Genomic DNA, 21,934 nt, shown 5'->3' with positions numbered 1-21,934 from the left:
GCGATCGCTGGTCCAATGCGACCAAGGGAAGCGCACGGGTGCGCTGGCTCGAGGATACCGCCCAGCCCACGATGCGCCTGGCGTACGCGTCGGTGACGAACGCCACATAGGCGAAACTTCCGGATGCAAGGCGCACGTACGTGATGTCGGCCACGTGCAGGCGGCCCGGAGCGTCGGCCGTGAAGCGGCGTTGCACGAGGTCCTCGCGCCCGCCGCGGCTTCTGACCGGCTTCGTGGCCACCGGGATCCGGCCACGGCGAACACCCCGGATACCCGTGGAGCGCATCACGCGCACCGGTTCATGGCCGTGTATGGCTACCGGAAGATGCATGCCCAGCTGATCCGCCAAGGCTGGGATGGGATCGGCCGCGACCAGGGAGCTTGTCAAGTGTTTTGTGTAAGGGGTGTGTTTGGTGGTTATAGGTAGGGGTTGATTCGTTCGGGGTATGCGAGGGCGAGTTGGGCGAGTGCTTGTTGCCAGTTGGTGGTGATTTGCCCTTCGATGAGTCTGCCTTCGGCTTTGCGTTTCGTTTTCCGGGTGCCTCCTTTTTCTTTTTCGCGTTGTCTTGCGCGTTTGTCTTCGATGTTGCCGATGGCTAGCCATAACAGTTTCACGACCGCGTCATCGTTGGGGAAATGGCCCCGATTTTTGATGATCTTCCGCAGCTGAAAATTCAACGACTCGATCGAATTCGTCGTATAAATCACGCGGCGGAGCATGGGCGGGAATGCGAGGAATGGCGTGAACCTGTCCCACGCGTCTTCGAACACGCGGATCGTGTTCGGATTCGCTTGCCCGAGCTCGGTGCCTGAAAACTCGGTCAGCGCGGCCCTGGCCGCGTCTTCGTCGGCGGCTTGATAGATCGGTTTCAACGCCTGGGCAACAGCTTTGCGTGACTTATAGGCCACGAACCGCATCGCTGCACGGATCAGGTGCACGACACAGGTTTGCACGATCGAGTCAGGCCAGGTCGCCTCGATGGCCTCGGGGAATCCGGTCAGCCCGTCACAACACACGATCAACACATCGCTGACACCACGGTTGGCCAGTTGGGCACACACGCCAGCCCAGAACTTCGCGCCCTCGGTGGCCTGCACCCAAATGCCCAACACGTGTTTGATGCCATCCATGTCCACGCCGATAGCGATATGCGCGGCCTTATTCTTCACGTGCGCGCCATCCCGGACTTTCACGACCAACGCGTCGAGATAGATCACTGGATAAAACGAGTCCAGAGGCCGCTGCTGCCAAGCAATAACCTCGTCTTGGACCTCGTCCGTGATCTTCGAGATCGTTTCCCTGCTGATCTCCGTACCCACCGTGGTGACCAGGTGATGCTCAATATCCCTGATCGTCATCCCGCCGGCATACAACGAGATGATCATGTCATCAAGCCCGCCAACCCGACGCTGACCCTTCGGTATCAGCATCGGCGTGAACGACCCATCACGATCACGTGGGATCGCTAACTGCACGTCACCGACACTCGTCGATACCGTTTTCGGGAAGAACCCGTTACGCGAATTCGCGTGAATGCTGGCATCCGGAGCGCCTTTCTCATACCCCAAATGCCCATCAAGCTCGGCCTGCAACCCGCGCTCCAGTCCGGCCTTGATCAACTGCTGGATCAGCCCGTCACGGCCCTCAAGCTTCACCTGGCCAGCATCAATCTTCGCGTACAAATCATCCAACACACCCGACGCTTCAAGCGCCGCAACGCCCTCAGCCTGCTCACGGCCACGCGCCTGTCGTTCTTGTCTATCAATCATGGTCATCAGTGTCTCAACTTTCAATCAAAAACACCCCCACTTACACAAACAATCTGACACCCTCCGACCAGGTGCTGCGCGTGATGCGCTCCACGGGTATCCGGGGTGTTCGCCGTGGCCGGATCCCGGTGGCCACGAAGCCGGTCAGAAGCCGCGGCGGGCGCGAGGACCTCGTGCAACGCCGCTTCACGGCCGACGCTCCGGGCCGCCTGCACGTGGCCGACATCACGTACGTGCGCCTTGCATCCGGAAGTTTCGCCTATGTGGCGTTCGTCACCGACGCGTACGCCAGGCGCATCGTGGGCTGGGCGGTATCCTCGAGCCAGCGCACCCGTGCGCTTCCCTTGGTCGCATTGGACCAGTCGATCGCCTGGACGGCCCGGCACGGCGACACCCGCGGTCTGATCCACCACTCGGATCACGGCACCCAGTACATCAGCAGCCTGTACGGCACGCATCTGAACGAGGCCGGGATCCTGGCCTCCACCGGCACGGTGGGTGATTCCTATGACAACGCGCTGGCCGAGAGCGTCAACGGCGCGTACAAGAACGAACTGATCACACGATCCGCGCCGTTCGGGACCGTGCGGGCGTTGGAAACAGCGACCTTCCAATGGGTCTCCTGGTGGAACAACCAACGCCTCCACGAACGCCTCGACTACCGGACACCAGCCGAGGTAGAAGCACGCTATTATCAAACCAAGGCGACACCAGTCACCCAATAAAACACAGGGAACAAAACCCAGTCCATATCACGTACGCGAAGCTCCCGTTCGAAAGCCCCACGTAGGTGATGTCGGCGACGTGCAGCCGGCCGGGGCGTCGTCCGTGAAGCGGCGCCGCACCAGATCCCCACGCCCGCTGCTACTTCTCGCGGGCCGCGTGGTCACCTGGGGTCCGGCCGCGGCGAACGCCCTGGACGCCTAGGGAGCGCATCACGCCCAGCACTTGGTCGCGGCCGACGCCAACCCAGCCCTGGCGTCTCAGCTGTATGAGCGTCTTTCGGTAGCCATACACGGCCATGAACCGATGCGCATGAATCGTCATGACGTCGCGCGCCAGGGCCTCGTGCCGCGCCCGCACCCAAGAGAGGGACACGCGTCTTGGCCTGCCAGTAAGCGCGCGACGTGAAAAACACGCAATCCAACGAGGCCTTCAGCAGCCTGCAGATCGGCCCGACCCCGAACCCGACGCGATGAACATCGATGTACTCGACCATCAGCGCCGTGTCGGGTCGAGCCCGGCAGCGAAAAACCGACGCCGAACTCAGTATCTCATTCGCGCGGCGAAGCTCGGCATTCTCCCGATGTAGCCTCCTCAACTCCTCGGATTCACCGAAATCCACCGTATTCGCCGTATCGGAGCGTTCCTGCCAGCGGCGCAGGGATTCCATTGCGATCCCGAGATCCTTCGCCACACCCTGCAACGCCTTCGTCTCCGACGAGTAATCGGCGCGCGAGTCCGCCAACAGCCTGACCGCTCCCTCCCTGAACCCCCTGTCATATCTTTCGACCAAGATTCCATCATTCATCATCCGAGAAAATTAGGAACAAAAACCAGTCCATATCAAGCAATCGTAATCGCATAGTATTTCCGCTATTACTGTAGGTAGGATACTTCATGCGAACGATTTACACTCAACAACTGTCGCCGTTCCACTCCACGCTGCACCTGATAATGCTTGCGCATACTGGTCAGAATGCGGCGGATCGCGGCGTTCGTAGCGTTGGCGGCATCGTGGAACTTCTCGAATTCCTGATTGTGGGGGTCTTCGATGTCCTGCGAGTCGGGAACCATAGCGCGAATCATGGCCGACTGGGCGACGACGGATTGCAGCCGCTCCTGAATGGTCGTGCCGCCGATGAGGCCGCGCTGGGCGCAATACTCGCACATGTTGGCGAAATCGCTCAGCAGGAAGGTGTAGCGCACGGCGGTGGGCACCAAGGTAACGATGCTTTTACGCTGGCTTTGCTCGAAGCATAGGATCAGGTCGGCGGACTGCACCATGGGCCTGGTGAGCCTTCGGGAGCGAAAACCGCTGGAATCGATGCCGATGCTGTCCATGATGCGCCTAGCCGACGGGTCGATCTGGTGCGTCGTCAGGCCTTTCGTGCCTGCGCTCGACACTCGTATGCTGGTGCCGCGCAGGTATCGGGTCAGCAGCAGCTCGCCCATCGGGGAGCGGCATATGTTGCCGGTGCAGACGAACATGATGTGCATACGATCACTTCCCTATCTTGCAGGCGCTTGTGTCGATGGTAACACCAGGGTCGACCCAACCCATAGGAGTCTGGTCGAGGGTCAAATCGCTAATGGACTTCTTCGACGTGGTCACGTCAAACGACGCAATCGCCTTCTCCCCTGGCTTGAGCAGCACATTGAATGCCTGCACGGCCTTGCCGTTCATGGTTTCCTTGCGCAGATCCGAGGAATCGCCTCTGATGTTGAGGTTTGCTATGCTGCCTCCCGCAGGAGCGTACAGCAGCGTTTTCTCCATCGCGGAACCCGGCATCAGCTGGTCCTGCTTGCCGCCGAGAATATACGCGGGAAGGCTCGCCATGTCGCTGTCAGTGAGCGTGTTGGCGAACGTGTACTGCACGGTATAGGTCTGCGACCCGTCAGCATTGCAGCTCATGCGCGTGATGGTTGACGTGCGATGCACATACCAGCCCAGCTTCGAAACGTGCTGCTCGTTCACGTATACGCCCACCGCCGGGTGCTCCTCGCTACTCGGCGCATGGGCGGTGAGCCCGGAACCATCGAGAGTCTGCTGCATCTGCGGGTCGAAATCGACCATTGAGAAGTGGCGCTGCTTGGCCATGTCGGACATCACCGCAGCTATCTTGGTAAGCTTCGGCACGTCCATATTCGAGAACATGCCGCCGATGCTCTGCTCCGCCACCGCTTGGAAATAGGCGTCCTGCACCGACACCGGATAGTTCTTGTAGATGGTGTTGAGCAGGAATTCGGCGGTGTTGCCGCCATCGAGCACCTGCCCGTCCGGCATGGTCACTCCGCCGTTGACGCCGTTGAGCTGCTGCAGCACCACCGGGTCCACAAGCATCACACCGTCTATGGCCTTACCTGCCCCCCACGGTGTGTTCTGCCAAACTGACCGTAAAGCCTCGGCAACGCGAGAAGTGTCCGGAGATATCCCCGAATCGCGGATATCTAATGACATGTGCAGTGGTCCCCACTGGTTGAAAATGCGCCATTCGTCAGCCGTTGGACCTATCGCACCATAGTGCTCGTATTCTGCGTTCGGGCGGAAATCGCCCACGGTTATCTTCCCCTGGTCCGTGGCCACAACGCCGACCGAACCGATCAGGCCTCCCGACGAGCGCATCTCGGAAGGCGACATCGCCGCCAGCAGGTACGTGCGCGGATGGTCCGCGCCGAGGAAGGACGGGATAAACTTCATGAGGCTGGAGATCTGATTCACCTTCTGCGCGATGGGCTCCAGGTTCTTGCCGCCCGCCTCGTAGGCGTCCTTGACCATGCCGATACGGGGCTGTGGAAGGCTCTTGTAGCGGCTGACCTGCGTCTGCAGCGAAGAGTCCGCCTGCTCAAGCGACTGCTGCGCGCCGACGATGGGCTGCAGATTGAGCTGCCCGCCCTCGCCGCTGAGCTGGGCATTTTTCAACCCAGAAACCGCATTGACCAACTTCGGCAGAGGGTCGTTCATAATCGAATCCACCACGCCGGTCATCCCCTGCACGGTAGTGACATCGCCGCCTACTACCGGGAGCTTGGATGCGAACTTCCACAGTCTGCCTTGCGTGATGTTCTTCGCCGCCCCGGTCTCCTTCTGGATGGCGGGCAGCTGGCTGCTCAGCTTCTGCGCGGCGTCGGCATCCGCGACATTCGCGAAGGCACCTGCCATCTGCAGGGCTTTCTCCTCATGCGCCTTGACCTGCTTCGCCTCCGAATAGAACTTCAGACCGAGCACTCCGGCGGTCGCGATGAGCGCGAGCAGCACGACAATCACAGCCGTCACCCAAGGCCAAATGCGGCGCTTCCTTGCCTGCTGCCTGTGGCCTGCGTGTCTGCTTGATGCCATGGTGTCTCCCCTTCCTGCCGCACCTGCATTCCCGGTTTCTGCGGCAAAATATCCGTACTATTATCCCTCATATTCCTTGAGTGTCAGAATTTGCCCACGCTTCCCGCATTTTCTGCACATTCGATACCACATTCGCTGCATGGTGTTTTTCGAGTGTGGATGCTGCTGTATGCCATGTAACGCACCAAGCTGTGCCGTCCAAATTCTCTTTTCATCGTAGATCACAAGGGCAGCGCCTGCAAAGCATCACAAAAGCATCACATAAATGATGAAAAGTTTTTTGGACATCTGTGCGTACCCTGCCATAATCGGCATAACGGGAACGACTCTGTTGCACGGTATGTTGACGACGGCATGCATTTGCAAACAGCACCCCCCCCCCCGGCGTAATATCTTAAAAGTCCGAGAAACATGAAGGAGAGGGCGCATGGCTCTGGAGGATACATACGTAGATTCGGCGGTCTCTGAGGAGACCACGCGCATGCGCGTATCCGGCCCGCGGGCGTCCGCTGCGCACTCCGCTCCTCCCGAGCCTCCCCAAGAGACCTGCCCGAATCCGAAAGATGCTCCTGCCACATTTTTCGACGGTTCGTATTTCGTCGGTGGATCGCAAGGCAAACCCACTCAGGCCAAGACGGGTCGTAGGTGGCGGCTTTTCGATTACAGCGTGCCCACGTGGAGCTATATTTACAATTCCACTCTTATCGCACTTGATATGGTGATGACCCTCATCTCTGCTGCAATCGTATTTGTCGTCAATCCCGACTCATATAGATATCTGCAGACTCACATCGTGTTGGGCGATGGACTCATCGAGTACCTGCTACTGATATGCGTAACGTGGGTTATCAGCCTCGCGTTAAGCCACATCTACGAACGACACACGATGGGTGAGGGCTATGCGCTCTACAGCAAGATTCTGCGAGCGCTATTCGTCGACTTCATTATTTTGGCCACGTTCAGCTACTTCTTCAAGCTCGATGTTCCGCGCTCGCTGACCTTCTTCGTACCAGCGCTCTCTGCTTTGTTTACAATCATTGAGCGCTGGCTTATGCGCAGGGCCCTGCATCGCAATCGCAGCAAAGGCGAGTATAACTACCCCACCATCGTGATCGGCTCACCCGAAGGTATTCACCGAACGATCCGCCAGACGCGAATCAACAAGGCTCTAGGATACGCACCGATAGCTGTCTGCCCAGTCGCATCGATCAGCGATGGAGAAAAACCAGAAAGCGCCCAACGACTCATCTCCGTTCCATTCGAACCCAACGATGAATATGAAGCTCGGTTGCGCGTCCTGCCTATGAACTCTCATCTGCCCCAAACTGCCAAAAACCTTAAGGCGCAGGCCGTGCTTATCTCCGATGTGATGATGAGCTATTCCGAAACCATGCGTACGCTGTCACTCGCCGTCGAATCGATGGGCATTGAACTCGCCATGACCAGTACTGTGGCCGATCTCAGCGGCGCGAAACTGCATCTGCGCAATGACCCATCCATGTCGATATTGACTGCAAAACTGCCGCAGTACTCCGTCATGACGCGTATCATCAAGCGACTCATTGACATCGTCGCCTCGCTTACTTTGCTGATTGTTACCTCTCCTCTGCTTCTCGTTGTCGGCATACTCATCAGACGAGAGGACGGCGGCCCGATCTTCTATTCTCAACAGCGGATCGGCATCTACGGCAAGCCATTCACAATGTACAAATTCCGTTCGATGCGCACCGATGCCGACGAAATTAAGGAGAAACTGGCCAAGGAAGCCGGATTGGAAGACAGGTTCATCTTCAAGATGAAGAACGATCCTCGTGTTACTCACATCGGACGTTTCATCCGCAAAACGTCCCTTGACGAATTCCCGCAATTCATTAATGTGCTCAAAGGCGATATGAGCATGGTCGGACCGCGTCCGCCGTTGCCTGAAGAAGTCGCACGCTATGGCACGCTATATTCCACCCGACTGCTTGTCAAGCCCGGCATCACCGGACCTTGGCAGATATCCGGTCGCAGCGATTTGACTCAGGAGCAGTCTGAATTCGCCGATGTTTCGTATATCCAAAGCTGGTCCCTGACCGGAGACCTCGCAATATTGTTTAAGACAATCAGTGCAGTGGTTCGAGGCACCGGCTCGTACTAGAGCTGTCAGGAGTCTGGCTGTGGCGGTTTAGCGGATTTCACTCGCGCGGACCGCGGACCGCAAACCACAAAGCACAGGCCGCACAGAGGCAGGGCGCATTCGGATGATCCGGGTGCGCCCTGCCTCTGCGTTATCGGGCGTGTCGCAGGTGAGCGTAGCGAATATCAGCATGCCCCGCGCAAGAACGGGCGGCACGACATGCCTACGATGCCCACGGCGCACCATGCTCCCCCGCCGTCTCGCAGCACGCGCCGGCGCACGCAGCCGCATATTCATCCAGATAGCGAACATCAGTGACGCTTGGCCGTGCAACGGTATAGACTTTTGAGGTCTTTGCGGGTAGTGGTGATCACGACGAACATGACAAAAGAAGATAACAGACGAACAAAATTCGAATAAAGCGGAAGAAGTTGGTGGCGCATGAGTGGGCGCGGACGCGGAATCGGGCATGCCACGGCTAGCACAGGAGACGCTACGAGCGCCGGACTCGCCACGAAGCGCAGCAGCTTATCCAGAGTGCTTTCCAAAGATGAATCCTATGCAAACGGCCATTTGAGCCGCCCTGCGTTCATATCAATCGCAATCCTCACCTTCATCACTTTCGTCGGCAATTTCACGCAGCTGCAGCTCAGCGCCGCGCTGCCGACGATCGTCAAAGAATTCGGCATCAGCGTCACCACCGGCCAGTGGCTCAACTCGGTCATGCCGCTCATCATGGGCGTCATGGTGCCGCTTACCGCGTTCCTGACGCGCCGCTTCTCGACCCGTCAGATCGTCATCGCCTCGATGGTCGTCTTCACGCTGGGTTCCGTCCTCGCCTGGCTCGGCCCCACGTTCCTGCTCGTGCTCGCGGGGCGCACCCTGGAGGCGATCGGCTCCGGCGTGATGTGGCCGGTGCTGCAGATCACCGTGTTCTCGATTTTCCCCATGTCCCGCCGCGGCGTGGCCATGGGCACCGTCGGCATGGCGATGAGCATCTCGCCCGCCATCGGGCCAACCATCGGCGGGTGGCAAACTGACGCGAGCGGCTGGCGCTCGATTTTCATGACGCTCACGATCATCGGTTTGCTCGCGCTGCTGATGGCGATTTTCGGCCTGCATAACTTCGTTGAGAACGACACCAGCGTCAAGGCCGATTTCTTCTCCGTCGCGCTGTCGATCTTCGGCTTCGGCGGAGTAATGTACGGCTTCACCAACAGCGAGGCATACGGATTCGGCGCACCTGTGGTCTGGGCGCCGATGCTCATCGGCTTCGTCGGCATTATCTGGTTCGTGCTGCGCCAGATGAAAGGCGCGAAGCGGTTCAGGGAGTTCTCCGATCGCGTTTATGCGGCTCGCAAGGCGGGCGCGGACGAAAGCACCGTGCAAAAACTGAAGGACGCGGACGTTCAGCCGCCGCTGCTCGACCTGACCGTGCTACGCAACCGCAGCTTCGCCATCGGCACCATCACCGCTACGCTCAGCTTCTTCGCTTTCAGCTCCATTCTGGTGATCATGCCGCTCTATATCCAAAGCGACCGCGGCTATTCGGCCACAATGAGCGGCCTGATCATGCTGCCAGGCGCCTTGGGCCAGTGCATCTCCCAGTTCGCCGGAGGCCGCGCACTCGATCGATTCGGCGCACGGCCAGTCGCGCTGACCGGCGCGATCCTGCTGTTTGCAGGCACGCTCATGATGAGCGCAATCGGCCCCGATACATGGATCTGGTGGGTGTCCATCTGCCAGTTCATCCGCCAGATCGGCATGGGATTCGTGCTCATGCCCATCACCACCTGGTCGCTCAACTGCCTGTCCCCGCGCGAGGTCTCCGCCGGCTCGGCCGTGACCAACACGGCGCGGCAGCTCGGCGGGGCCATCGGCGCACCCGTGCTCGTGATTCTCATGGAGACCTTCACCAAAATACGGCAGAACGCGCTCGGCGGCGGCGCCGAACATGCGATTGCGGCGAATATCTTCGGCGTGCAGACCGCGCTGCACATCAGCTCCGCCATCGTGCTGGTCATGGTATTCACTGTGCTCTTCGGCGTCAAAGGCGACGGCGCCGGCTCCACTCGCGATCTCACCCACCGTGCTCTGCACCGCCTGCACACCGAGGTGGACGAACGCGTCGGCTCCGGCGAATGGCCGACTCGCATCGCGTAATAGAGCATAACGAGGGGCTGTGGCGGCAAGGCTTTATACGTATATTTGCAATGCCGCAGCACACCGGACGCAACGAACCTAGCGTTGCGGCAGCTCCTGAGCTGGGCAGGCGTGCAGGACGGATTGCATCGAGCGTTTTTCCTGGCTGGTGACGGTCAGGCCGTATTTCGTTTTGACGCCGATCTGCCGGGCGACATACTGGCAGCGGTACGCGCCGTTGGTCGGCAGCCAGTATGCAGCCGAAGCCGAACCCTTCTCCTGATTGGCCGGGCCGTCAACGGCCAGCAAATTGTACATATCATTGCCGTATCGGTAGCGCTTCGCCGTATCCCATGCGCTAGCACCCGACTGCCATGCGTTTTCGAGCGCGACGACGTGATCGATCTGCACGGCTGAGCTGGTCTTCTCCCCGCGCACGAAATGAATGGTCTTGCCGGTGTAGGGGTCATGCAGCACACCGGACTTCACTTTGCAGCCGCCCGCATACGTGTACTGCACGTCGGTCATGTCGCGGGTCAGCACATCCTCGCGCACATCGCAGCCATTGCCGTCCGCATCCGTCTGGCGATAGCCGAAGGCATCACGCTGATAGCCGCCCGCCTTGGGGCTGTCATTCACGGCCAGCGCATTCAGCGCATCTGCCGCAGGGCCGCTGGCCGAATACTCGCCGGTGAGCTGGCCGACCGGCTGGCTGATCTTCGGCAGCACGACGCCGATGGTGATGCCGACGACGACGGCCACGACCAGCAGAATCAGCAGCCGCTCCAAAGGGCTGCTCGCATCGAAGCGACGTTTGGAGAAATGAGCATTGCCGCGCGGCCCGCTGATGGCGTTGGCCGACCTTCGATTGCGCGTGCTGCCCGGATGGGCGGCGCTGCCGGTGCGCATACTGCTGCGTATGCTACCGGGGTGCGTGCTTCCCGAATCGTCGGATTGGCCTGCGTCGCTGGTTTTTCGTGGATGCTGCGTCATAACCTTGCCATGATAGCCGAAAGCCGTCCGAAAACGTATCGCAAAACCTGTCCGAAAATTGTTAACAGCCTTATAACGGCCGACGACGGCCTCACAGAGCTTCTGCGAATTTCATTAGGTATTTTGACTGCGTTTTTGCGGTCTTTCGAATCGCATTCATCAGCGGCTCGTTCTGAAAACGGCTTCATTCCAACGTATTTGCGAGCGCCAATATCAATGTCTACTTTGCGAAGTACCTAACGAACGAAAAATCAACCTAATGAACGTAGCATGTGGGCCACATGAGGTCGAAACAACGGGCTTCCTGCTGAAGGACGAGATATTTTGACGCTCATGTTCGCGGAATCGGACCCAATGACGCGCGTTTGATCACTTTCGCGGGAATAAGGCCCATTCCGTGCGCTGCCGCAGAGAAAGCGGTCTCCTCCCCCTCGCCGAGTAGGCGCAGCACTTCACGCATCGCCGCGACTCCCATCTGGTCGAAATCGGGGCGGACCGTCGTGAGCGGAGGATAGAGATCGCCCATCGCCGGCATGTCGTCGAAACCGACCACGCTGATGTCGCGGGGAATGCGAAGCCGGTGCTCATGCAAAGCGCGGATGACACCGATGGCTTGGCCATCGTTGGCCGTGACGACGACGGTCGGTCGGCTTGAGCCGCTCGAACCGAAATGATCGAGAATGTGGTTCATGCGCCCGTAGGCCTCCGACGAATCCCACGACTCGCATTGCACGACCTGAGACGATATGGAAAGCGCCTGCGCGGCCTTGCTCCAGGCCAGCATGCGCGTCGTCGCATCACGCCATTGCGGCGGGCCGGCGAAATACAATGCCAAACGATGGCCGTATCCCGCGACCAGCTGCGCCACCTCCACCATCGCGCCCCACTGATCGATGCCGACGAGCGCGGTATGGCGCCGATCATCGGGATGCTCCAGCCTGCCGGCCTCGCGCATGCTCAACGCCCCGTGCGTGGAAGTGAGCAGCACACGCGGCTGGTCGAGCCGCACTCGGCACGCCGCGCGGAACATCATGTCGGTAGGCGTCAAAAATAGGAAGGCGTCAACGTTCTGCTCATCGAAGGTCTCGCATAGGTCGTCGAACTCCTCCTGCGTGCACTGCGCCTCCTGCACCAGCGAAACCGACATGAACAGACCATGCGAGCGCACCAGCGATTCGATGGAGGCGATGGCCGAAATAGAGCTGTAGAACCGCAGTCCGCCTGCGATCAGGCCTATCGTGCGCGAACGTTTCGAAGCGAGCGCCCGCGCCGAATTGCTGGGGCGATAATCGAGCTTGGCGATGATCTCCTGCACTTTGGCGCGTGTGGCGGCAGAGACATCGGGCGAGTCGTTGATGACCCTCGACACGGTCTGATGGCTGACCCCCGCCAGCTTCGCCACCTCGAACATCGACGGGCGCTTGCCGCTGCCATGACTCGTCTTCATCGTGCCTCCCTGCGAATGCGCATGCCGTCATACTCGTAAGATCGTCTTATTGGCACCATCCTTTGGTCGCCATCTTTGAGACCGCGCTGCATGCGCTTATGAGATCGAGCTTACCTCGTACGTTGTAACGACGAACCCGGCTCGCATTTTCCGGACGCGCTCGAAAAATCGCGAGTCGGAGACAATGCTTGTCACACCAGATGCCAGGAGCGGCGGTGGAGATCGGTTGCGCCGTAGCGCGCGATCGCCTCGCGGTGCGCTGCAGAACCGTAGCCCTTGTTATGCGCCCATTGGTAGGGCTGGTACAGGGCATTGCCCCGTGCGATGCTGACCATGAGCCGATCACGGGTCACCTTGGCCAAGACGGAGGCCGCAGCCACGGTGACGCACTGCTGGTCGGCCTTGACCATGGTGGTCACATGGGCCTGAATGGGCACCTCGGGGGCGTCGAAGGTGTTCAGCGCCTTGGTGATGTAGTCGTTCGGGCCATCGAGAATAGCGCCGATGCGCAGCAGCTGGGGCGAGGTGCCGCGTTGCTCGATCGTCTGATGCGCAGCCGAAGGCGGCAAGACGGCGTCGGTCTGCAGATCGAGTTGATGCTCGACGCTGTTGAGCGCACGCAATGCCGCTATTCCCAAGGCATACGAGATGCCCCAGTCGTCGATTTCCGCGTTGCTCGCCTGACCGACCGCTCCGGCCGCGCACCACGCCTGCAACGGCTCGAACAGCGCCTCGCGCCGATGCTCGGTCAGGAGCTTGGAATCAGCCAGCCCCTCGGGCACCGCGCAGCCGGCCAGCTGCCTCGCCCAGATCGCTGCGGCGCCGACCATAACCGGCCCGGCCAATGCGCCGCGCCCCACTTCGTCGAAGCCGACAATCAGATCGAAGCCTCGACCCGCCAGATCGTTCTCAAGATGCAGCGTCGGCTTCAGACGCAAGAGCGGTTTGCCGCGCAGTGCCGTTTCGCCGTTCGGCGCTGTCTCGCTGCGCAAGGTCGACTTGCCGCCCTGTGCCCTTTTACCGCGTTGCGTCGTCTCGCCGCGTGAGCCTGATTCGCCGCCTGGCGCTGATTCGCAGCGTGCCGAGTCGCGGTGCGAGCCGGCGCCGCTGTGCGGAGTTTGCCCGCCGACCGACGGCTTGCCGCTCGGTGCCGCCTTACTGCGCAGTGCCATCGGGAACCTTGTCGAAGACGTCATGATGCCCGCTCAGCAAACCCATGCGCCCGAGCGGCCAGTACGTCACCAGAGCCACGCCGGAAACATCGCCGACCGGCACCAAGCCATTGGATCCGTCGTCCTGATGGTAGCGCGAATCAGCGGAATTCGAACGATTGTCGCCCATGACAAAGACATGGTCGGGGGTCACATGGATCCGGAACGGGAAGGAGCTTGGCTCGACGCCGGGCCGGATATACGCGGTCTCGTTGATGTCCACGCCGTTGATCGTCACCGGCTTGCCCGCGCCCGCGCACTCCACGACATCGCCCGGCAGCCCGATAAGCCGCTTGATGAGATGGTCGCCCGAGGCACGGTTGCCCTCATCGTTCAGCCAGTGCGCCGGATCCTTGAAGACGACGACATCGCCGCGATGCAGATTGAAGTATTTCGGCGTGAGCTTGGAAGTGAAGACGCGGTCGCCAAGCTGAATCGTATCCAGCATCGAGCCGGAGGGAATCGTGTATGCGCCGATCAGGAAAATCCGTATCAGCAGCACGATCAGAACCGGGATGCCGCACCAGATCAGCGTGTCACGCCACCCCATCCTGCCGTCGTCGGCATCGGCGGGAGTCGCATGCGCGGGTTCGCGTCGGCGTGCAGCCGGAACAGGGTCAACACCATGATCGGCGACTTCGAGGATATGGGAGTCCTGAAGGTCGCTCTCATCGCTCGCCGCATCGGCTCGCTGCATATGCTCCTCCGAATCGTAGCGGGAGCCTGAGGTTCTAGTCTGCATGGGAAATCCCCTGGTCTGCGCCGTTATTGGTTGCGCCATCACTTGTGTCTGTGCGTCATCATACCGACCGAAGCCTACAGCCGGGAAGCCACACGACGTCAGACCTGCTCAGCAACGGACAGTGTCGTGACAGTATCGGAACAATGCCGTGCCAATGCCATGAGAAACGGCACCCACTGGTATTTTCGTCACTCAATACCCCGGTTTTGCGTGACGAAAATACTAGGACCGTCAACCTCTAGTAGCGTCGTCATGCAAAACGCCCTGTTTGCGTGACGTTAGTACTAGGAGCACCAACTAGCCATCAACCCCGCAGAACGCCAGTGGCCCGGCCAATCACAAGGATTGCCGGGCCACCGCTGACGCACATGTGCGTCAGATGAGCGCAATCACTTCGCGCTGTTGTCGCGACGCTCGACGATGCGAGCGGCCTTGCCGCGCAGCGAGCGCAGGTAGTACAGCTTCGCGCGACGCACGCGGCCCTTGCGCACCAGCTTGATCGAATCGATCGCGGGGGAGTGCAGCGGGAAACGACGCTCGACGCCGTTGCCGAAGCTGACCTTGCGCACGATGAAGGTCTCGCGCACGCCAGCGCCCTGACGCGCGATCACCACGCCGGTGAACGTCTGGATACGGGAGTTGTTGCCTTCCTGAATCTTGACGTTGACGTCGACGGTGTCGCCGGGGCGGAACTCCGGAATGCTGTCGACGGACTTCATATGAGCGGCATCAAATGCCTCAATGGCGTTAACCATAGTTTTTCTCCTGTCGCTGCCGCATATCAGCGCACATCCTTTGGACTCGCTGCCGACGTTGCTATCAACATACTGGCAGTGTGCCCAACAATCTGTATTTCCAGCGCGTTGCCCTGGAAAGCCAGCCGATTCGCCTCGCAACCCCTGCGGGAGCGCGGCTGAACCCCGGTGAAGCGACGAACCTATGCGGCGGCTCGTCACTCGACATAGCAAAGCACTATCATAAGCGATTCGCCAGACAGCACGGCTGAGCCGTTAAGCAGACAGCACGGTGTGCTGTCTGTAGGTGAAGTGAGGCCCCACCAAGGGGCCGAAGGACGGCGTGTTGTGCGCCGTCGCTCTGTAGGTGAAGTGAGCGACCTTAAGGCCGCGAGTCTTAGGAAAACAGAGTTGGGAACGCAGTCGAAAACGCAGCCACAGCGGCAAGCCCTGTGGCCCATATGTCCCACACAATCGCCGCACAGCAGCGCGGCGACACTCCGGTTGCACCGCGATTGACAAATCCAGCCGGGGGCTCTAACTTAAGGTTGAATCGGTAGGTAAGGCTACCGCAGGGATATGGATCGCTGCCGCAAACCAGTGGAGACACTGCGCGCAGGTCAGCAGTTCTTGTCGAATCAAGGCATGAACTAATGCGATGCCACCGCCCTGCGAAGCTGAAGCTCAGACGATGACGAGGAAGCCTGACCTTCCTGCGCGTGGTGCTGCTGACCATCGTATGCTCAGTCATCTGGGTACCGATCGGCGCGAAGATTGGCATGAACCCGAGGCTGTCGCGCTTCATGCAGCCCATCGTGCAGGTTCTGGCGAGCTTCCCGGCCAATTTCCTCTTCCCCTTCGTCATCCTGTGGTTCCTTGCATGGCGCATCGACCTCGGCTGGGGCTCCATCCTGCTCATGGCGCTGGGCACGCAATGGTACATCCTGTTCAACATGATTGCGGGTGCCAGCCAGATTCCCGACGATTTGCGCGAAATGGCAGCGAATATGCGCCTGCCGCGCATCATGCGCTGGACCAAGCTGATTCTGCCCGCCGTCTTCGGCTCCTGGTGCACCGGCGGAATCACCGCAGCAGGCGGCGCGTGGAACGCCTCCATTATCGCGGAATACGTCGAATCAGGCAGGCACACGCTCACCACGCCTGGCCTGGGCTCGTATATCACCGAGGCAACGGCGGTTGGCGACACGATGAAAACGCTGGTCGGCGTAGTCGTGATGAGCCTGTTCGTCGTCGCGGTCAACCGGCTGTTCTGGAATCCGCTCGAACGGTACACCGCCAAACGATTCGCAATCACCGCCTGAATACGCGGCCCGCGCGGCAGGCCACGCTGCTTCGCCAGTCCGGGCCTCGCACGCAACGCTTCGCCGCCCCAGCCAGCAGTCGACGCGAGCCAAGCAAAACCGCCGATTACCAGCACGGACAAGACAACGCAGACAGCACCTGCATCCGGCGCACCATCGCCGCAGGAGCAGATGACGCCGTCACATGCATGACCAAAGACAAACGACAAATATTAAGGACGCAATATAATGAACTTCACCTTCAAGAACACAGCAAGCGCAGGCACCACAATCAGGAATGCAGCAAGCAAGCGGGTGACCACGACCCGCGCCGAATTCGCGCACCTCGACGCCACCCACGGCAATATCATCAGCGCGCAGCACATCTCCCAGCGCTTCGCCACGGACAAGAAGACAGATCTCACCGTGCTCGACGACATCTCCTTCACGCTCTATGACAATGAGATCGTCGCCATCCTCGGCCGCTCCGGCGCCGGCAAATCGACGTTCCTGCGCGTTCTCGCCGGACTCGTCCAGCCCAGCGAGGGCAGCGTCGAATACCGCGGGGCACCGTTGGACGGGCCGAATCCCGGCGTTTCCCTCGTCTTCCAGACCTTCGCGCTCATGCCGTGGCTCACTGTCCAGGCCAACGTGGAGCTGGGACTTGAAGCTCGGGGCATGCCCCGGAGCCAGCGGCGCGACGTGGCTCTCGCGGCCATCGATGCCATCGGCCTCGACGGCTTCGAATCGGCATATCCCAAGGAATTGTCCGGCGGCATGCGCCAGCGCGTCGGCATCGCCCGCGCACTGGTGATGCGCCCGGATGCACTGTTCATGGACGAGCCTTTCTCGGCGCTTGACGTGCTGACCGCGGAGAAGCTGCGCCAGGATGTTCTCAGCCTGTGGAACGGCAAGGATCAGGGCATCCGTTCGATTCTCATGGTTACGCACAATATCGAGGAGGCCGTGGAGATGGCCGACCGCGTCATCGTGTTCGGCTCGCATCCGGGCCGGCTCATCGCTCAGACATCGATCGACCTGCCACGGCCGCGCAACCGTCACAGCGCCGAATTCGAAGCGCGAGTCGACTACCTGTACTCGGTGCTGACCGGTGCGCAGCAGCGTCCCCAGACGCCTCGCTCCGCTGCGGGCAAGGCTGAAGGCGATGATGCGACTGCGGCAGCGGCAGCGTCTCGGCAGGAGCAGGCGACGCCAGCGGCTGCCGCAGTGCCGTCGGCACTGTCACAGCCGGCAGTATCAGACTCAACAGACCCATCAGCCCCAACAGCCCCGTCAAACCAGCACAGCAGCGCCGCCGAGCACGCGTAAGGCATGCAATCGGCAGCCGGCAAGGCCGCGGACACTGCGCAATCCGTAGGCGCAATACCAGCCGGCACAACACCAGCCGGCGCTAACGGAGCGCATACGACGCCGAGGGCGACAGCAGCCGACCAGCCGTTCCTGCCCAATGCCACACCGGGCGGTTTGGCCGGCCTGCTTGATGTGATAGCGGAGAACCCCTCCGGCATAGATCTCGCCGATCTCGCCAGCCTGCTGTCCTTCGAGGTGGACGATCTCTTCCCCCTGATTGATGCGGGAGCGATGCTCCGCGTGCTGACCGTCCGCGAAGGGCGCGTGCGGCTCACCGACCAGGGCTGGGCATGGCATGATGCGGACATTCTGGGCTCGAAACAGGTCTTTGCACAGCTGGCCTTGCGGCACGCTCCCCTCGTGCGCACCATCGATCTCGCCCTCAAGCAGTCGGAAACCGGTCGTCTGCGCGGTGAGCTGGTGCTCAATCTGCTGCGCAACCGCCACGAGGATGCCAAGGCGTGGCAGCAGTTCCACATCGCCGTCACATGGGGCCGCTACGGCGAGCTCTTCGATTATGATGCCGACGACGATCTGCTCATCATCGACGGAGAGAACAGGTGATAAACGTCGCCTTGTGACCGCTTACTCAACTCTGCCGTACAAAAAGTGACGCAAATCGGCCTATTAACGTTACGAAATGTACGCCAGCCTCGCGTTAGAGGTCAAAAAGCGACGCCGAGGCACGACGGCAGCGTCACAACGCCCGCACTATCTCTGTGATAGTGCGTGCGTTGTGACGTTTCAGCAGCTGTACGAAAGGAGATCTCCGTTGTCTCCTCGGCCCCTTGGCGGGGCCTCAGCGTCGGCTACTCACAGCGCACAGCGCTGTGAGCTTAACGCCTCCGCGGGCGTTGCGACGTATAACCGCCTCGAACGTCACGAATCCCGCACCATCATTGAGATGATGCGGGATTCGTGACGTTCGAGGCGAGGAATCGCTGTCAGAACTGATGTGTCAGAACTTGCGGTGCTCGCGGTAGAACTTGATCAGGCCCTGGGTGGAGGCGTCCTGCTGCGCGAGGGCGTCATCATCCTGCGAGATCGCGGGGGTGATCTGCTTGGCGAGCTGCTTGCCCAGCTCCACGCCCCACTGGTCGTAGGAATCCAGGCCCCACACGGTGCCTTCGACGAAGGTGATGTGCTCGTAGAGCGCGATCAGCTCGCCCAGCGAGAACGGAGTCAGCGCGTCGCCAAAGATCGAAGTGGTCGGGCGGTTGCCCGCGAAGACGCGCGCCGGCACGATCTCCTCGGCCGTGCCTTCCGCACGCACTTCGTCAGCGGTCTTGCCGAAGGCCAGCGCCTTGGTCTGCGCGAGGTAGTTGCCCAGGAACAGCTCATGCACATCCTGGCCGCCGTCCTTGGTCGGGTTCGGCGTGTTGGCGAAAGCGATGAAATCGGCCGGAATCAGCTGCGTGCCCTGATGGATCAGCTGGTAGAAAGCGTGCTGGCCGTTCGTGCCGGGCTCACCCCAGAAGATCTCGCCGGTCTCGGAGGTGACGGGCGTGCCGTCCCAGCGCACAGACTTGCCGTTGGACTCCATGGTCAGCTGCTGCAGATAGGCCGGGAAGCGGTGCAGGTACTGGTCGTAGGGCAGCACAGCGTGCGAGGCGGCCTTGAAGAAGTTGCGGTACCAGACGTTCAAGATACCGAGCAGCACGACGACGTTCTTCTCGAACGGGGTGGCCGCGAAGTACTCGTCGATCTCATGGAAGCCGTGCAGGAACTCCTCGAAGCGCTCCGGCCCGAACACCACGGCGAGCGAGGTGCCGACGGCGGAGTCGACGGAGTAGCGTCCACCGACCCAGTTCCAGAATCCGAAGGCGTTGGCCGGGTCGATGCCGAACTCCGCGACCTTCTCCAGATTGGTGGAGACGGCGACGAAATGCCTGCGGATCGCGTCGGCCTTCTGCTCGTCGGAACCGTCAATGGCACCGGAGGCCTGGAGCTCGCCGAGCAGCCAGGTGCGTGCCTCGCGGGCGTTGGTGAGCGTCTCGAGCGTGGTGAAGGTCTTGGAGACGATGATGAACATCGTGGTCTCCGGGTCCAGGCCCTTGGTTTTCTCGGCCAGATCGTTGGGGTCGATGTTGGAGATGTAGCGAGCGCTGATGCCCGCGTCCGCATAGGCCTTGAGCGCCTCGTACACCATGACGGGGCCCAGGTCCGAGCCGCCGATGCCGATATTGACCACCGTGGTGATCTTCTTGCCGGTCACGCCAGTCCACTCGCCGGAGCGAACCTTGTCCGCGAAGGCGTAGATGCGGTCAAGGGTTTCGCGCACATCCTTGACGGTGTCCTGACCGTCGACGATGACCTTGCCTTCGTCTTCCGCCGGGCGACGCAGCGCGGTGTGCAGCACGGCACGGTCCTCGGTGTTATTGATATGCACACCGGTATACATCGCCTTGGTGCGTTCGTCGAGCTTGACCGCCTTGGCAAGATCAGCGAACAGCAACAGCGTCTCGGGCTTGATCAGGTTTTTCGAGAGGTCGAAATGCAAGTCGCCCGCGTCGAAGCTGAGTTTCTCGACGCGCGACGAGTCATTGGCGAACCAAGTCTTGAGGTCGACGCCCTCGGCCTGCAGTTCGTCGAAATGCTGCTGCAGCGCGGCCCACTCTTGGGTCTGCGTCGCGTCAATAGGAGGATTGATGGCCATGTATGGTCCTTTCATCATCGCTATGAATCAGCGCACGGCATACGGACGGCTGCGAACCGTGCAGCGCGGTTGCACTGATTCCTTCATTTCACAAGGTACTCACAAAATTGGACAGGGCGCTGCGCAGCGCCCTCAGTCAAAAGCACCACCCGTTGCTACAGGATCGCGTCACGCCCCTCATCCTGGAGCTGCGATACGACGGACTTGATCTCCTGACTGCGGGCGCGCGGTGCGACGAGCAGCGCGTCCGGGGTGTCGGCCACGACCATGTCGTTGACCCCGAGCAGCACGATCGTGCGCCCGGATGCGGGGGCGACCACATCGCCGGCGGAGTCGAGGCACACCACTTGGTCGGCGTCTCCTATGACCTTGACATTGCGCTCGTTCGCGCTTGGCAGCAAGGCGGCCACCGAGTTGAAATCCCCGATGTCGTCCCAGCCGAAGTCTCCCGGGATCATCGCCACTCCCCCGCTCATGCTCAGCGGCTCGGCCACGGCGTAGTCGAAGGCGATCTTCTCGATGCTCGGCCAATAGCGGGCCATGGCCTCGTCCACGGCCTCATCCCTGGTTTCCGGCGGCGCCATGTACGCGTCGGCGATATGCGAAATCGCCTCGAACATCGCAGGATTGCCCGCCTGCAGATGTCCCAGCAGCACGTCCGCGCGCATGACGAACATGCCGGCGTTCCAGCGGTATTCGCCGGTCGACAGGTACGCCTGCGCAGTCGAGGCATCGGGCTTCTCCACGAAGCGCTCCACCTCGCGCGCGCTGGGCGCCTGGGGAATGCGCGCGGCGAGCGAAGGCCCTTGGTGGATGTATCCGAACGCGGTGGATGGGCGCGATGCGGCGATGCCAATGGTCGTGACGTAGCCGGCGCGCGCGGTCGCCACCGCCTGCCGGACCGATTCGGCGAAGGCTTCGGCGCCGCGTATCACATGATCGGCGGCGAAGGATCCGACGATCGTCTGCCCGCCGTGGCGCCGCGCGAGCACGGCAGTGGCCAAGGCAATCGCAGCCGTGGAATCCCGTGGAACCGGTTCGGCGAAGATGTTCTCGGCGCCCAGTTCGGGCAGCTGTTCGCGCACTTGCTGGATATAGCGCCAGCCGGTACTCACCACGACATGGTCCTTGCCTGCGATCGCCGCCAAGCGGTCGAAGGTTGATTGCAGCAGCGTACTCCCCTGCCCAAGGGGATCGAAAAGGAATTTCGGCCGGGCGACGCGGCTGAGCGGCCATAGCCGGGTGCCGGTGCCGCCCGCCGGAATAATCACATGAAAATCGTGCAAATCGTTCGTCTCGCCCATGCCCTCCATTGTCGCGCAGCGGCCGAACAAGCGCATGGCACGAGCACACTGACGACAGCCGACGACAGCTGCCGCAGCCGAATG

General features: G+C 60.9%; 14 protein-coding genes, 3 pseudogenes and 1 riboswitch. Of the genes and pseudogenes, 5 read left to right on the top strand and 12 right to left on the bottom strand.

The window, feature by feature from the left end:
* Together BISU_RS01050 and BISU_RS01045 are read right to left on the bottom strand one after the other, a co-directional pair.
* A pseudogene (locus BISU_RS01050) lies at window positions 1-292 on the bottom strand (DDE-type integrase/transposase/recombinase); the annotation flags it as partial.
* Between the two features lie 125 nt (window positions 293-417).
* Window positions 418-1,770 carry an IS256 family transposase gene (locus BISU_RS01045; RefSeq protein ID WP_152599325.1) on the bottom strand — a complete coding sequence of 451 codons (1,353 nt, stop codon included), beginning with the start codon at window positions 1,768-1,770 and terminating at the stop codon, window positions 418-420.
* An 8-nt stretch (window positions 1,771-1,778) separates the two neighbouring features.
* Here BISU_RS01045 and BISU_RS01040 point away from each other — a divergent pair, with 8 nt between their 5' ends.
* Window positions 1,779-2,495 (top strand): IS3 family transposase, encoded by a 717-nt coding sequence (locus BISU_RS01040; protein WP_156100184.1) that lies wholly within the window; start codon window positions 1,779-1,781, stop codon window positions 2,493-2,495.
* A gap of 139 nt (window positions 2,496-2,634) precedes the next feature.
* Here BISU_RS01040 and BISU_RS13050 read toward each other — a convergent pair whose 3' ends face one another.
* The 3 genes from BISU_RS13050 to BISU_RS01020 form a co-directional block, all read right to left on the bottom strand.
* A complete protein-coding gene (locus tag BISU_RS13050; protein WP_404801783.1) occupies window positions 2,635-2,853 on the bottom strand; it encodes an IS3 family transposase in 219 nt (72 codons plus the stop codon).
* A gap of 516 nt (window positions 2,854-3,369) precedes the next feature.
* Window positions 3,370-3,990 (bottom strand): arsenate reductase/protein-tyrosine-phosphatase family protein, encoded by a 621-nt coding sequence (locus BISU_RS01025; RefSeq protein WP_024464647.1) that lies wholly within the window; start codon window positions 3,988-3,990, stop codon window positions 3,370-3,372.
* Window positions 3,991-3,994: 4 nt separating this feature from the next.
* On the bottom strand, window positions 3,995-5,830 hold the full coding sequence (locus BISU_RS01020; protein WP_081672847.1) for a DUF4012 domain-containing protein: 1,836 nt from the start codon (window positions 5,828-5,830) through the stop codon (window positions 3,995-3,997).
* A 427-nt stretch (window positions 5,831-6,257) separates the two neighbouring features.
* Here BISU_RS01020 and BISU_RS01015 point away from each other — a divergent pair, with 427 nt between their 5' ends.
* Together BISU_RS01015 and BISU_RS01010 are read left to right on the top strand one after the other, a co-directional pair.
* Entirely contained in the window at window positions 6,258-7,970 is a 1,713-nt protein-coding gene (locus tag BISU_RS01015; protein ID WP_024464650.1) for a sugar transferase, read from the top strand.
* Between the two features lie 420 nt (window positions 7,971-8,390).
* Window positions 8,391-10,112 (top strand): MDR family MFS transporter, encoded by a 1,722-nt coding sequence (locus BISU_RS01010; RefSeq protein WP_081672848.1) that lies wholly within the window; start codon window positions 8,391-8,393, stop codon window positions 10,110-10,112.
* Window positions 10,113-10,190: 78 nt separating this feature from the next.
* Here BISU_RS01010 and BISU_RS01005 read toward each other — a convergent pair whose 3' ends face one another.
* The 5 genes from BISU_RS01005 to rplS form a co-directional block, all read right to left on the bottom strand.
* Complete coding sequence (locus tag BISU_RS01005) at window positions 10,191-11,000, bottom strand: HNH endonuclease family protein (protein WP_081672851.1); 810 nt, start codon at window positions 10,998-11,000, stop codon at window positions 10,191-10,193.
* Window positions 11,001-11,415: 415 nt separating this feature from the next.
* A complete protein-coding gene (locus BISU_RS01000) occupies window positions 11,416-12,531 on the bottom strand; it encodes a LacI family DNA-binding transcriptional regulator (protein ID WP_024464653.1) in 1,116 nt (371 codons plus the stop codon).
* A 191-nt stretch (window positions 12,532-12,722) separates the two neighbouring features.
* Window positions 12,723-13,469 (bottom strand): ribonuclease HII, encoded by a 747-nt coding sequence (locus tag BISU_RS00995; RefSeq protein WP_024464654.1) that lies wholly within the window; start codon window positions 13,467-13,469, stop codon window positions 12,723-12,725.
* A gap of 217 nt (window positions 13,470-13,686) precedes the next feature.
* Complete coding sequence (gene lepB / locus BISU_RS00990; protein WP_024464655.1) at window positions 13,687-14,439, bottom strand: signal peptidase I; 753 nt, start codon at window positions 14,437-14,439, stop codon at window positions 13,687-13,689.
* Window positions 14,440-14,873: 434 nt separating this feature from the next.
* On the bottom strand, window positions 14,874-15,239 hold the full coding sequence (rplS, locus tag BISU_RS00985) for a 50S ribosomal protein L19 (protein ID WP_024464656.1): 366 nt from the start codon (window positions 15,237-15,239) through the stop codon (window positions 14,874-14,876).
* A gap of 524 nt (window positions 15,240-15,763) precedes the next feature.
* A riboswitch (M-box (ykoK) riboswitch) is annotated at window positions 15,764-15,921 on the top strand.
* Between rplS and BISU_RS00980 the strand changes: the two are divergent.
* Window positions 15,917-16,540: pseudogene (locus BISU_RS00980) on the top strand (ABC transporter permease subunit); the annotation flags it as partial. Its footprint overlaps the riboswitch before it by 5 nt.
* A gap of 228 nt (window positions 16,541-16,768) precedes the next feature.
* Window positions 16,769-18,454: pseudogene (locus BISU_RS12875) on the top strand (ABC transporter ATP-binding protein).
* A 394-nt stretch (window positions 18,455-18,848) separates the two neighbouring features.
* Here BISU_RS12875 and pgi read toward each other — a convergent pair.
* The gene (gene pgi / locus BISU_RS00970) at window positions 18,849-20,546 is read right to left on the bottom strand and encodes a glucose-6-phosphate isomerase (RefSeq protein ID WP_034532885.1); all 1,698 of its coding nucleotides are present in this window, start codon (window positions 20,544-20,546) and stop codon (window positions 18,849-18,851) included.
* Window positions 20,547-20,701: 155 nt separating this feature from the next.
* The gene (locus tag BISU_RS00965) at window positions 20,702-21,850 is read right to left on the bottom strand and encodes a mannose-1-phosphate guanylyltransferase (protein ID WP_024464394.1); all 1,149 of its coding nucleotides are present in this window, start codon (window positions 21,848-21,850) and stop codon (window positions 20,702-20,704) included.
* Between the last annotated feature and the right edge of the window lie 84 nt (window positions 21,851-21,934).

The sequence above is a fragment of the Bifidobacterium subtile genome (assembly GCF_000741775.1).
Taxonomy (GTDB): Bacteria; Actinomycetota; Actinomycetes; order Actinomycetales; family Bifidobacteriaceae; genus Bifidobacterium; species Bifidobacterium subtile.
The sequence above is the reverse complement of the archived record's forward strand: the minus strand, read 5'-3'. Positions and strand labels throughout refer to the sequence as shown.